Genomic DNA, 13241 nt, shown 5'->3' with positions numbered 1-13241 from the left:
ACTGAAACGACGATTGCTGCGCGAAATGCTGTGGACTTTTTCGCACAGCAACTGCTTGACCTTCTCGGGGTTGCGCGAGATGTCTTCGAAATTCTTCGGCAGGAAATCCACCGCGCCGGCGTCCAGCGCATCCAGGGTCACCCGGGCGCCTTCGTGCGTCAGCGAGGAGAACATCAACACCGGGGTCGGGCAGCGCTGCATGATGTGCCGCACCGCCGTGATGCCGTCCATCATCGGCATCTCGTAGTCCATGGTGATCACGTCAGGCTTGAGGGCCATGGCCTGATCGATCGCCTCTTTACCGTTGGTGGCCGTGCCGACCACCTGGATGCTCGGATCCGCCGAAAGAATTTCCGAGACGCGGCGGCGGAAAAAACCCGAATCGTCCACCACCAGGACTTTGACTGCCATAAACACTCCATTAGGTGCAGCGGCGCGTCATCGCGCCGCCGTCCCGGATTCAAATACGCTTTGTGGCGTAACGCTTGAGCATGCTTGGAACATCGAGAATCAGCGCAATGCGGCCGTCACCGGTGATGGTGGCGCCGGACATGCCCGGAGTGCCCTGGAGCATTTTGCCCAATGGCTTGATGACCACTTCTTCCTGGCCGACCAGTTGATCGACGACGAAGCCGATCCGCTGAGTGCCCACCGAAAGAATCACCACATGGCCTTCGCGCTGCTCTTCGTGAGCGGCGGAGCTGACCAGCCAGCGCTTGAGGTAGAACAATGGCAGCGCCTTGTCGCGCACGATCACCACTTCCTGACCGTCGACGACATTGGTGGTCGACAGGTCGAGGTGGAAGATTTCGTTGACGTTGACCAGCGGGAACGCGAACGCCTGATTGCCGAGCATGACCATCAGCGTCGGCATGATCGCCAGCGTCAGCGGCACCTTGATGACGATCTTCGAGCCCTGGCCCTTGGTCGAGTAGATGTTGATCGAACCATTGAGCTGGGAAATCTTGGTCTTCACCACGTCCATGCCGACACCACGGCCGGACACGTCGGAGATCTCGGTCTTGGTCGAGAAACCCGGGGCGAAAATCAGGTTGTAGCACTCGGTATCGCTCAGGCGATCGGCTGCGTCCTTGTCCATCACACCGCGTTTTACCGCGATCGAACGCAGGACGTTCGGGTCCATGCCTTTGCCGTCGTCGGAGATCGACAGCAGGATGTGGTCGCCTTCCTGCTCGGCCGCCAGCACCACGCGACCGCCACGGGCCTTGCCCGACGCTTCACGTTCTTCCGGCGACTCGATGCCGTGGTCGACGGCGTTGCGCACCAAGTGGACCAGCGGGTCGGCCAGAGCCTCGACAAGGTTTTTGTCGAGGTCGGTTTCTTCGCCCACCAGTTCCAGGTTGATCTCTTTCTTGAGCTGACGTGCGAGGTCGCGAACCAGACGCGGGAAGCGCCCGAAGACCTTCTTGATCGGCTGCATCCGCGTCTTCATCACGGCGGTCTGCAGGTCAGCGGTGACCACGTCGAGGTTCGACACGGCCTTGGACATGGCTTCGTCGCCGCTGTTGAGACCCAGGCGTACCAGACGGTTACGCACCAGCACCAGCTCGCCGACCATGTTCATGATCTCGTCGAGCCGCGCGGTGTCGACGCGCACGGTGGTTTCTGCTTCGCTGGCCGGTTTTTCTGCCGGTGCAGCGGCTGGCGCGCGGGCCGGAGCCGGAGCAGCAGCGGCGGCCGGTTTCGGCGCCTCGGCTTTCGGTTCAGACTTGGCCGCAGGCTTCGGCGCAGCAGCGGCAGCCGGAGCTTTCGCGGCTGGCGTGGCGACGCTTGATGCGGAGCCGGCAGTCGCCGCGGCGGCGTCAAACTTGCCTTTGCCGTGCAATTCGTCGAGCAGCGATTCGAATTCGTGATCGCTGATCAGGTCGCTACCGGCCGCAGCGGCGGCCGGTGCAGCAGGGGCTGCCGGCGCCGAAGCGATCGCCGATTCCAGCGCGTCTACGGCGAAGTTGCCCTTGCCGTGCAACTGATCGAGCAGCGCTTCGAATTCGTCGTCGGTGATGTCCGAGCTGTCGCCCGCAGCAGGCGCGGCCGGAGCCGCTGCTGCTGGCGCCGGAGCGACTGCATCGACAGCGAACTGGCCTTTGCCGTGCAGTTGATCGAGCAGCGATTCAAATTCGGCGTCGGTGATTTCATCGCTGGCCGCGGTGCCCGCAACCGGCGCGGATGCCACAGGAGCGGCCGGGGCCTCGGCTTGCGCCTTGACGGCATTCAGCGAGTCCAGCAGTTGTTCGAATTCGTTGTCGGTGATGTCTTCCGATGCGCTTTCGGCGACCGGTTCTTCGACCACTTCCACCGGTGCGGCCACGGCTTCATCCGCCGATTGCGGCTCGGCCAGACGCGCCAGCGCGGCCAGCAGTTCCGGCGTGGCGGCGGTGATCGGTGCACGCTCACGGACTTCGCTGAACATGCTGTTCACCGCGTCCAGTGCTTCGAGCACAACGTCCATCAGTTCTGCATCAACGCGACGCTCACCCTTACGGAGGATGTCGAACACGTTTTCGGCGATGTGACAGCACTCCACCAGCTCATTGAGCTGAAGGAAGCCGGCGCCCCCTTTTACAGTGTGGAAACCGCGAAAAATTGCATTGAGCAGATCTGCATCATCCGGGCGGCTTTCCAGCTCGACCAGTTGTTCGGACAGTTGCTCAAGAATCTCGCCGGCCTCAACCAGGAAATCCTGAAGGATCTCTTCATCGGCGCCGAAGCTCATTAATGGGGTGCTCCTAACAGGTCTAAAAACCTAACTTCAAAATCCAAGGCTGGATAGCAAATCGTCCACATCGTCCTGACCGGACACAACGTCTTCTCGTTTATCGGCATGAATCTGCGGACCTTCACCCTGCGAGAGATGTTTTTGTGGATCTTTTTCGGCGAGCATTGCGGCGCGGTCATGTTCGATGCCCGCAAAGCGGTCGACCTGACTGGCCATGAGCACGAGTTTGAGCAGATTGCTTTCGACTTCGGTGACCAGTTGGGTCACGCGCTTGATCACCTGACCGGTGAGGTCCTGGTAATCCTGAGCCAGCAGGATGTCGTTGAGATTGCTCGACACCGCACGGTTGTCCGTGCTGCTGCGTGACAGAAAACCGTCGACCCGGCGCGCCAGTTCGCGGAACTCTTCAGCCCCGACCTCGCGACGCATGAAGCGACCCCAATCGGCACTCAACGTCTGCGCTTCATCAGCCAGACTGTTGACCACCGGCGTGGCGCTTTCCACCAGATCCATGGTGCGGTTGGCCGCGGCTTCCGTCAGCTTGACCACGTAGCCCAGGCGTTCGGTCGCGTCGGTGATTTGCGACACTTCCTCGGCCTGCGGCATGTGCGGATCGATCTGGAAATTGACGATCGCACTGTGCAGTTCACGTGTGAGCTTGCCCACTTCCTGATACAGGCCGCGGTCACGGGTCTGATTGAGCTCATGGATCAGTTGCACCGCGTCGCCGAACCTGCCTTTTTCAAGGCTTTCGACCAGTTCGACCGCGTGTTTTTTCAGGGTCGATTCAAAATCGCCCTGTGAAGATTCGTTATGCTCCATAGCTCCCCCGCGCATTCATCAGCCGATGCGTTCGAAAATCTTCTCGATTTTGTCTTTCAACGCTTGAGCCGTGAAAGGTTTGACCACGTAACCGTTCACACCGGCCTGGGCGGCCTCGATGATCTGCTCGCGCTTGGCTTCGGCAGTCACCATCAACACCGGGAGGTGCTTGAGTTTTTCATCGGCACGCACGTGGCGCAGCAGGTCGATGCCGGTCATGCCCGGCATGTTCCAGTCCGTTACCAGAAAGTCGATGCTGCCGCTGTTGAGCACCGGAATGGCAGTGGTGCCATCGTCGGCCTCGACGGTGTTGGTGAACCCAAGATCGCGCAGCAGGTTCTTGATGATCCGCCGCATCGTTGAGAAGTCATCAACGATGAGGATTTTCATGTCTTTGTTCAATTCGACCTCCAAGCAGTCTTAAACGCGCCCAGCACCTGGACGCGCCACTTCAATCAATCGGCGCAGCACTTAAAGTTTGTCTGGAGCACAACGGATCGAGACCGGCGCCGCTCATCACCGCACCAGCCTCGTTTCGCAGTGTCCCCACACTGCCTTCAGCGCGCTCGCCACTCCCCCAAACGCCCCCGCAAACGGGCCGCGCACTGGCTGTGTAACTGGCTGACCCGCGATTCACTGACGCCAAGGACTTCACCGATTTCCTTGAGGTTCAGCTCTTCGTCGTAGTACAGCGCCAACACCAGTCGCTCACGCTCCGGCAAATTGGCAATCGCGTCCGCCAGCGCCGCCTGGAAGCGTTCATCTTCCAGATCGCGTGACGGCTCCATATGCGCACTGGCGCCATCCTCGTGCAGCCCTTCGTGTTCGCCGTCCTGCAACAGGTCGTCGAAACTGAACAGGCGACTGCCCAAGGTGTCATTCAGAATCCCGTAGTAATCGTCGAGACTCAATTGGAGTTCGGCCGCAACCTCGTGATCTTTAGCGTCACGGCCGGTTTTAGCTTCAATCGAGCGAATTGCGTCGCTGACCATCCGGGTATTGCGGTGAACCGAGCGTGGCGCCCAGTCCCCTTTGCGCACTTCATCGAGCATCGCGCCGCGGATTCGAATGCCCGCGTACGTTTCGAAACTGGCGCCTTTGCTGGCGTCGTATTTGGTCGACACTTCGAGCAAACCGATCATCCCGGCCTGGATCAGGTCTTCGACCTGCACGCTGGCCGGCAGGCGTGCCAGCAAGTGATAGGCAATGCGCTTGACCAGTGGCGCGTAGCGCTCGATCAATTCGTATTGCGCGTCACGCGCCGACTTTTTGTAAAGATTCATGCCACTGGCGGTCATATCACAGGCCCTGCGGTTTGCTGCACGAGACGCTCGACGAAAAATTCCAGATGCCCACGCGGGTTGGCGGGCAGCGGCCAGGTGTCGACCTTCTGGGCGATGGCCTTGAAGGCCAGCGCGCACTTGGAACGGGGAAAGGCTTCGTAGACGGCGCGCTGCTTCTGCACCGCCTTGCGCACGCTTTCGTCGTACGGCACGGCGCCGACGTATTGTAGGGCGACGTCGAGGAAGCGATCCGTGACCTTGGTCAACTTGGCGAACAGGTTGCGCCCTTCCTGCGGGCTCTGCGCCATGTTGGCCAGCACGCGGAAGCGGTTCATGCCGTAGTCGCGATTGAGCAACTTGATCAGCGCGTAAGCGTCGGTGATCGAAGTCGGCTCGTCGCAGACCACCAGCAACACCTCTTGCGCGGCGCGAACGAAACTGACTACCGAGTCACCAATGCCCGCAGCGGTGTCGATCACCAGCACGTCGAGATTGTCGCCGATGTCGCTGAACGCCTGGATCAGGCCGGCGTGTTGGGCCGGACTCAGGTGCACCATGCTCTGCGTGCCGGAGGCCGCCGGCACGATGCGAATCCCGCCCGGGCCCTGCAACAGCACGTCGCGCAATTCGCAACGGCCTTCGATCACGTCAGCCAGTGTGCGCTTGGGCGTCAGCCCCAGCAGAACGTCGACGTTGGCCAGGCCCAGGTCGGCGTCCAGCAGCATGACCCGACGGCCAAGCTCTGCCAGCGCCAGCGACAAGTTCACTGACACGTTAGTCTTGCCGACGCCACCTTTGCCGCCGGTCACCGCGATCACCTGTACGGGATGCATGCTGCCCATGTTATTTCTTTACCTTGTCTTGCATAGACGGAGGCCACATTACTGGCTGCGCGTTCCCGATCGGAACAATGCGTGGCAGACCATCGATGTAGGTACAAAAACTGTTCATGATTACCTCAGCCAACCTGCTTGGTCGGGCTGTGATAGATATCAGCGAACATGTCAGCCATGGCTTCTTCGCTGGGTTCTTCCTGCATTTGCACGCTGACGGCGCGGCTGACCAGTTGATGACGGCGCGGCAGATGCAGATCATCCGGAATCCGTGGGCCATCGGTCAGGTACGCGACCGGCAATTCATGACTGATCGCCAGGCTCAACACTTCGCCGAGACTGGCCGTTTCATCCAGTTTAGTCAGGATGCAACCGGCCAGCCCGCAACGCTTGTAACTGTGATAAGCGGCGGTTAGAACCTGTTTCTGGCTGGTGGTTGCCAGTACCAGATAATTTTTCGAGCGAATGCCACGCCCGGCCAGGCTCTCAAGCTGCATGCGCAACGCCGGATCACTGGCCTGCAGCCCGGCAGTATCGATCAAAACCACGCGTTTGCGTAGCAGTGGATCCAATGCCTGGACCAGCGACTGGCCCGGATCGACGTGGGTCACCGGCACGTTGAGAATGCGCCCGAGGGTTTTCAGTTGTTCCTGCGCGCCGATGCGGAAGCTGTCCATGCTCACCAGCGCAACGTTCTGCGCGCCGTACTTGAGCACATAACGCGCGGCAAGCTTGGCCAGCGTGGTGGTCTTGCCCATGCCGGCCGGGCCGACCATAGCAATCACACCGCCCTCTTCCAGCGGCTCGACTTCCGGTACGGCAATCATCCGCGCCAGATGCGCCAGCAGCATGCGCCAGGCCTGACGCGGCTCTTCGATATCGGTGATCAGCGCCAACAGATCACGCGACAGCGGGCCCGACAGGCCGATGCGCTGCAAACGGCGATACAGATTGGCCTGAGCCGGACGGCTGCCTTGCAGCTGATTCCAGGCCAGGGTGCCGAGCTGCACTTCCATCAGCTCGCGCAGGCTGTTCAATTCAAAACGCATCGAATCCAGTGCTCGCGGATCGACACCCGCCGAGGCCTGCGCAGGCGCTGCGGCCGGACGCGCCGGGGCAGCGTAGGTTGGCTCGCTCAGCGGCTCGGCAGCGGTCAGCGGCAGGCCTGCGGTCAATGGCAGCCCGGCGAACAACTGCTGATTGGTGTTGCCGTCGGCTTCGCCACGCAGGCTCAGTTCGGCCTGGGCGGTGACGATGCGCGACTGGGTCTTGCGCAGTTCGTCTTCGAGCTCCATGTTCGGAACCCGCGGCGCCAGCGCCGACAATTTGTAATCCAGTGCCGCCGTCAACTCGACGCCGCCGGCGATGCGGCGGTTGCCGATGATGGCGGCATCAGCGCCCAGCTCATCGCGAACCAGCTTCATGGCCTGACGCATATCGGCGGCGAAAAAACGCTTAACTTGCATAAACCACTACCTCAGCCGTTGGGCCCTACTGTCGCAACGATGGTCACTTGCTTGTTGTCCGGTACTTCCTGGTAGGCCAGCACATGCAGCCCAGGGACTGCGAGGCGGCCAAAGCGCGAGAGCATCGCGCGAATCGGGCCTGCTACCAGCAGGATCACCGGTTGGCCTTGCATTTCCTGCCGCTGGGCCGCTTCGATCAACGATCGTTGCAGCTTCTCGGCCATGCTTGGCTCCAGCAGAACGCCCTCTTCCGAGCCTTGTCCTGCCTTCTGCAGACTATTGAGCAATATCTGTTCCAACCTTGGTTCCAATGTGATCACAGGCAGCTCGGACTCAGTGCCTACAATGCTTTGGACGATGGCGCGGGATACGCCGACCCGCACAGCGGCGACCAGAGCGGCGGTATCTTGACTCTTGGCGGCGTTGTTAGCGATCGCTTCGGCGATGCTGCGAATGTCGCGCACCGGCACGTGTTCGGCGAGCAGCGCTTGCAGGACCTTGAGCAACTGCGACAGCGAAACCACGCCCGGCACCAGCTCTTCAGCCAGTTTCGGCGAGCTCTTGGCCAGCAATTGCATGAGTTGCTGCACTTCTTCGTGGCCGATCAACTCGCTGGAGTGCTTGTACAGAATCTGGTTCAAGTGCGTGGCGACCACGGTGCTGGCGTCAACCACGGTGTAGCCGAGCGATTGCGCCTGGGCGCGCTGGCTGATTTCGATCCACACCGCCTCGAGGCCGAAAGCCGGATCTTTGGCGTTGATACCGTTGAGCGAGCCGTAGACCTGGCCGGGGTTGATCGCCAGTTCGCGATCCGGGTAGATCTCGGCCTCGGCGAGAATCACGCCCATCAGGGTCAGGCGGTAAGCGCTCGGCGCCAGATCGAGGTTGTCGCGGATGTGCACGGTCGGCATCAGGAAGCCCAGGTCCTGCGAGAGCTTCTTGCGCACGCCCTTGATCCGCGCGAGCAATTGCCCACCCTGATTGCGGTCCACCAACGGGATCAGGCGATAGCCGACTTCCAGACCGATCATGTCGATCGGCGTGACGTCGTCCCAGCCCAGTTCTTTGGTTTCCATGGCGCGAGCCGGCGACGGCAGCAGCTCCTGCTGACGCTTGACCTCTTCCAGCGCCACGACCTTGGCGACGTTCTGCTTCTTCCAGAACAGGTAGGCGCCGCCCGCGGCCAGCGCTGCCATGGTCAGGAAGGAGAAGTGCGGCATGCCCGGCACGAGGCCCATCACCGCCATCAGACCAGCGGCGACGGCCAGCGCTTTCGGTGAGGCGAACATCTGGCGGTTGATCTGCTTGCCCATGTCTTCCGAGCCGGAAGCACGGGTCACCATGATCGCCGCCGCTGTCGATAACAACAGTGATGGCAATTGCGCCACCAAACCGTCACCGATGGTCAACAACGCGTAAACCCGGCCGGCGTCGCCAAAGCTCATGCCGTGCTGGAAGATGCCAACGGCCATACCGCCGATGAGGTTGATGAACAGAATCAGCAAACCGGCGATGGCGTCACCGCGGACGAACTTGCTGGCACCGTCCATCGAGCCATAGAACTCCGCCTCTTGGGCAACTTCCTGACGGCGCGCCTTGGCCTGGTTCTGGTCGATCAGGCCGGCGTTGAGGTCGGCGTCGATCGCCATTTGTTTGCCGGGCATCGCATCGAGGGTGAAACGCGCGCTCACCTCGGAAATCCGCCCGGCACCCTTGGTTACCACGACGAAGTTGATGATCATCAGGATCGCGAAGACCACGATACCGACCACGTAGTTGCCGCCGATCACCACCTCACCGAAGGCCTGAATCACCTTACCGGCCGCGGCGTGGCCGTCCTGACCGTGGAGCATCACCACCCGCGTCGAGGCCACGTTCAACGCCAGCCGCAGCAGCGTCGCCACCAGCAGAATGGTCGGGAACACGGCGAAATCCAGCGGCCGCAGCGCATATACGCAGACCAGCAGGACGACGATCGACAGGGCAATGTTGAAGGTAAAGAAGACGTCGAGCAGGAACGGCGGCACCGGCAACATCATCATCGCCAGCATGACCAGCAGCAACAACGGCACGCCCAGATTGCCTCGACTGAGGTCGGCAACGTTGGTGCGTGCTGTATTGAATAACTGAGTGCGATCCACCGGTTTTCCCCGTTCCTTTAAAGCAAACTTTTGACGCCCCGAACGGGCGCAGGGCGGCTACTGCAAGAAGCTTTCCAACTTTCGCGATTGATTGAAACAGACAGGGTGGTGAACGCGACCACTGTAGGAGTGAGCCTGCTCGCGATGAGGACTTTTCAGTCAATGCATTTACATCAGAAAGACCGCTATCGCGAGCAGGCTCACTCCTGCAGAGGACCGCATTCCAGATGTCAGATTGAAATGCCTTCCAGACTGTGGGAGCGAGCCTGCTCGCGAAGGGGCCAGTGAAATCAGCACAAAGTGCCCTTTAAACCGAGGAGTTCAAAAGACACTTCAGGACACGCCTTTGAGGCTACAAATCCTTGGCGCCATTGCCTACAGCCAAGCCAGAATCCGCCGGCTTGTGCGCCTTGGGGGCGGGTTCTATTGTTGTCCGGTCGCTGACCAATCAGTGATCGGGTCTCACAGCCCGTCCATCTCTGGACGCACATCACCCGTTTTTTTATGGCGGCTGTACGTGGGAGACCTTCGGGTCTGCCGGTTCTAGAGTCCCGGTCTGCGACCCGCGAATAGCTGCCACCAACCATTTCGCACACAAAAGGGGACAGCTTTATTTCAGCTTTTAGAAAATAAATCTGTCCCCTTTAGTCCCTAGTCCCTCTAGTCCAAAGCATCGAATATCGTGAACACCGAAGGCAGAAGCGACTAGAGCTGAAAGCAGCTCAAGGCTACCTTCAGCCATGAAACAGGGTTTACCGGATACTGGTGACACTCTGCATGGAACGCTCGAAGCGTGATCTGAGACAGACTAGTGGCGCTCCCTACTACCCACCGCAATGACCACCACCGCTTCACCGGATAGGCTACAAACATAAATCCGGTTACCGTCCGGATTAACGGCGATCCCATACGGCTGCCCGACCGGGAGAGTGAACAATACCCCATTGGTAGCAGTATCTATCACCGAGACCGAATTGCTCGCAGGATGGGAGACATAAGCGCGGTTACCGTCCGGGCTCACAGCTATACTCTCACCGGGACCTTCCACAGGGATGCGCGTCAGGACTTGGCATGTCGTCGTATCGATCACCGCGACTGTATAGATATGATTATGGCAGACATAAACACGGCTTCCGTCCGGGCTGACGGCTATCATGCGCGGGGTTGTCCCAACCGGAATTGTTGTCAGGACCAGTTCCGTAGTCGTATCAACCACGGAAACCGTACCATCTGCGTGTCCACAGACATAAGCGCGAGTACCATCCGGGCTCAAAGCTATTCCCGAAGCATATCTAACGACCTTGATGTTCTTGAGGAGTTGGTCTGTCGCTGCATCAATTACCGAGACGGTGTCGCCCTCATTATTGCCAACATAGACGCGGAGACCATCCGGACTGAGGGCTATTGCGTATGGAACATTTTCTATCGGAACAGTCTTCAGGACTTGATACGTAGCCGTGTCAATCACTGAGACATTGGCGGCGTCGATATTGCTGACATACACGCGGGCCCCATCCAGGCTGACGGCTATGTTGTGTGGAAATCCCTGGTTCGGGATTTTCGTCAGGATTTGATTTGTTGCCGCATCAATCACCGTGACTTGATGGCCGCGACCGTTGCTTGCATAAACACGGCTGCCGTCGGGGCTGACAGCGACCCACTGAGGTTGCCCCCCAACCGGAATGCTAGCGATCGACCCAGTATCCGTTGCGGCTGCGTTGGCGACACAAGCACCGCTGATAGCACTCAGACTTTGGGTAGTGCTCCTGTCAGGGTTTTCGCCATAGCTTACGAATGCACTCTTTATAACTTTACCTTTCATTTCCTCTCTCCTTGACCACCGCAAAGGTAGGCGCACCAAATGTGCGAAACCGCCCAGCAATCAAAACGCAAAGGCACGCTTCTCACACCTGTAAAACCTGACAGGTGAGAAGCGCTTTCAGACGAAAGGTAACCCTGCGCAGCACGCCATAAGTCCGGTGACATCGGTCGATTGCCGTCGAGGCTTGGTCAGGGACAGCACACGTTTAACGTGAAAAAGGGTGCTGGATAATCTGGAGGTGCCGGGGTGATGCGGTTCGGCTGAGTTATTCGGGTGAGAGTGCCGGCTCTTTCGCGAACAAGCTCGCTCCCACATTCGAAACAGGTTTCCTGTGGGAGCGACGCGAAATCGACCTGACAGCCGAGCCATGTCTTCAGGCATAAAAAAACCGCAGTCCCCTTATTCGGGATAGCGGTTTTCTGGTTTCAACTACTCCCCCTCCCACGGAAGCGTTCGTGCCGGTACCGTCCGGGCTGATTGCGAACCCGGTCGGACCGTTAACCGGCATGTCCCCAGGACTCAAACCGTCGCCGCATCAATCACCGAGACGACATTATCAATTCTGACACATATGAAAACACGAGTACCGTCCGGGCTGAAGGCAACCCCTGCCGGGTTCCACCCGAGCTCGATGGTCTGGAGGACTTGGTTCGATGTCGTGTCAATCACTGAATAGCTTCGTGTACCAGATAAGCTGACATACACGCGGGTACCGTCTGGGCTGACGGCGATTCCCGATACCTGGCTTTCAAGCTGGATGCTCGTCAGGATCTCATCCATCGCCGTATCAATCACCAAGACCGTATAGTCTCGGGTGCAGACATAAGCCTGAGACCCGTCCGGGCTGAGGACAACATGGGTCGAATGGCTCCCGGTCTGGATTCTCGTCAGGACTTGATCCGTCGCTGTGTTAATCACCGAGAATATATTGCTACCGCCGCTGCAGACATAAACGCGTTTACTGTTCGGGCTGACGGCAATATGGTACGGCCCTGGATCGACTTGGATGCTCGTCAGGACTTGATTAGTCGCGGTATCAATCACCGAGACCGTGTCGCTCCCGTTGTTACAGACGTAAGCGCGGTTGCCGTCCGGACTGACGGCAACCCCGCGCGGAGAACTCCCGACCGGGATGCTCGCCATGACTTGATGCGTCGCAGTATCGATCACTGAGACCGTGTTGCTCCGATTCAAGCTCACATAAGCGCGAGCACTGTCCGCGCTGACGGCAATCCCTTCCGGATGGGAGCTGACCAAAATGTCCGTCAAAACCCGATTCGTCGTCGTATCAATCACCGAGACGGTGCTCTTACCTGCATTGGCGACGAGGTTAGTGACATAAGCGCGGGTACCATCCGGACTGACAGCGATCTCTTCCGGATAGCCCTCGATCGGGATGTTCTCGATCGGCCCTTGCTCCGTAACGGTTACGGTTGCGCAGGCGGTCTGACTACCACTGATAGCGGTCAGACTGTAAACGCCGAGGGCGGGAGTGGCCTTGACGCCCCGGACCTTGATCCTGCCGTCATGGTCGGTGATGAAGTCGCGCTGGCCGCTGCTGCCATCGGCGTACGTAAAGTTGGCCGGGAGAATCAGCTCGACTTTGGCTCCCGGGACGGGTGCAGTACTGGTGATTAGGGACAAAGAAATATCTTTGAGTCGGCCAGCGGGGGCGATGGTATAGGACTTGTTGATGAAATCGAGGGTTTGATCGGTCATGGGGTGAGATTCCTGTCGCGGATGATAGAGATGACGCCTTATTTACCCGCGCGACCCGGAGGTTTGGCTACTGTCAGAAATTACAGGTAGGGGCAGGTTTCCGACGGATGGTGTTGAGACGCTCCAGTTGAGTCTCCTCTCCCCTATTAATCCCTCGTTCCAAAAAACTCCACCAAGCCGCCTACCGCGTCCTCGACCACTACCTCTACCCACCCTGCTCCACGCAACCACCGTTAAGCCCCTGGACTATGGACGTCGTTACCGCTGGTAAGGCGCTTGCGACTGACGATGCTTTTTCGGGCGAAGCGTCCGCGAAGGTGACCGCTCGTCGGATATCACCGCACACCTGTCAAGTCTGACAGGTGTGCATTCACGCCAAGTCGCGTTAACTCGTTCCGTCACTTCCCGTCGGAGCCGT

The 13241-nt window shown here is 59.4% G+C and carries 10 protein-coding genes; all 10 read right to left on the bottom strand.

All coding sequences use genetic code 11. From position 1 onward, the window contains the following. Positions 1 to 411: response regulator (locus tag DCO47_RS21370; protein ID WP_116658873.1), on the bottom strand; the 411-nt coding region annotated here is incomplete at its 3' end. 49 nt (positions 412 to 460) lie between these two features. Further along, positions 461 to 2734 carry a chemotaxis protein CheA gene (locus DCO47_RS21365; RefSeq protein ID WP_116658872.1) on the bottom strand — a complete coding sequence of 758 codons (2274 nt, stop codon included), beginning with the start codon at positions 2732 to 2734 and terminating at the stop codon, positions 461 to 463. A 36-nt stretch (positions 2735 to 2770) separates the two neighbouring features. Next, positions 2771 to 3559, bottom strand: a complete 789-nt coding sequence (locus DCO47_RS21360; protein WP_042607546.1) for a protein phosphatase CheZ — start codon at positions 3557 to 3559, stop codon at positions 2771 to 2773. Between the two features lie 18 nt (positions 3560 to 3577). Then, positions 3578 to 3949, bottom strand: coding sequence for a chemotaxis response regulator CheY (locus tag DCO47_RS21355; protein WP_024012118.1), 372 nt, complete (start codon positions 3947 to 3949; stop codon positions 3578 to 3580). A 167-nt stretch (positions 3950 to 4116) separates the two neighbouring features. Next, positions 4117 to 4857, bottom strand: coding sequence for an RNA polymerase sigma factor FliA (gene fliA, locus DCO47_RS21350; protein WP_016771059.1), 741 nt, complete (start codon positions 4855 to 4857; stop codon positions 4117 to 4119). Then, the gene (gene fleN / locus DCO47_RS21345; protein ID WP_016771060.1) at positions 4854 to 5684 is read right to left on the bottom strand and encodes a flagellar synthesis regulator FleN; all 831 of its coding nucleotides are present in this window, start codon (positions 5682 to 5684) and stop codon (positions 4854 to 4856) included. The genes fliA and fleN overlap by 4 nt, the downstream gene beginning before the upstream one ends. A gap of 116 nt (positions 5685 to 5800) precedes the next feature. Beyond that, on the bottom strand, positions 5801 to 7141 hold the full coding sequence (gene flhF / locus DCO47_RS21340) for a flagellar biosynthesis protein FlhF (RefSeq protein ID WP_042607545.1): 1341 nt from the start codon (positions 7139 to 7141) through the stop codon (positions 5801 to 5803). Positions 7142 to 7152: 11 nt separating this feature from the next. Then, a complete protein-coding gene (gene flhA, locus DCO47_RS21335; RefSeq protein ID WP_064365467.1) occupies positions 7153 to 9282 on the bottom strand; it encodes a flagellar biosynthesis protein FlhA in 2130 nt (709 codons plus the stop codon). An 808-nt stretch (positions 9283 to 10090) separates the two neighbouring features. Continuing rightward, positions 10091 to 11104: a YncE family protein gene (locus tag DCO47_RS21330; RefSeq protein WP_116658871.1), complete on the bottom strand. Its 1014-nt coding sequence runs from the start codon at positions 11102 to 11104 to the stop codon at positions 10091 to 10093. Positions 11105 to 11623: 519 nt separating this feature from the next. Beyond that, positions 11624 to 12823, bottom strand: coding sequence for a beta-propeller fold lactonase family protein (locus tag DCO47_RS21325; protein WP_116658870.1), 1200 nt, complete (start codon positions 12821 to 12823; stop codon positions 11624 to 11626). Positions 12824 to 13241 lie beyond the last annotated feature (418 nt).

Origin of the sequence: Pseudomonas sp. NDM, from assembly GCF_003105095.1 — a bacterium.
Classification (GTDB): domain Bacteria; phylum Pseudomonadota; class Gammaproteobacteria; order Pseudomonadales; family Pseudomonadaceae; genus Aquipseudomonas; species Aquipseudomonas moraviensis_A.
Note: the sequence above shows the minus strand (reverse complement) of the source record. Positions and strands in the feature narration are given on the sequence as shown.

Bases quoted from the DNA above. Each gene is read 5' to 3' on its own strand.
- DCO47_RS21365 (WP_116658872.1), bottom strand. From the start codon at position 2,734: ATGAGCTTCGGCGCCGATGAAGAGATCCTTCAGGATTTCCTGGTTGAG.
- DCO47_RS21330 (WP_116658871.1), bottom strand. From the start codon at position 11,104: ATGAAAGGTAAAGTTATAAAGAGTGCATTCGTAAGCTATGGCGAAAAC.
- DCO47_RS21325 (WP_116658870.1), bottom strand. From the start codon at position 12,823: ATGACCGATCAAACCCTCGATTTCATCAACAAGTCCTATACCATCGCC.
- DCO47_RS21360 (WP_042607546.1), bottom strand. From the start codon at position 3,559: ATGGAGCATAACGAATCTTCACAGGGCGATTTTGAATCGACCCTGAAA.
- fleN (WP_016771060.1), bottom strand. From the start codon at position 5,684: ATGGGCAGCATGCATCCCGTACAGGTGATCGCGGTGACCGGCGGCAAA.
- DCO47_RS21355 (WP_024012118.1), bottom strand. From the start codon at position 3,949: ATGAAAATCCTCATCGTTGATGACTTCTCAACGATGCGGCGGATCATC.
- fliA (WP_016771059.1), bottom strand. From the start codon at position 4,857: ATGACCGCCAGTGGCATGAATCTTTACAAAAAGTCGGCGCGTGACGCG.
- flhF (WP_042607545.1), bottom strand. From the start codon at position 7,141: ATGCAAGTTAAGCGTTTTTTCGCCGCCGATATGCGTCAGGCCATGAAG.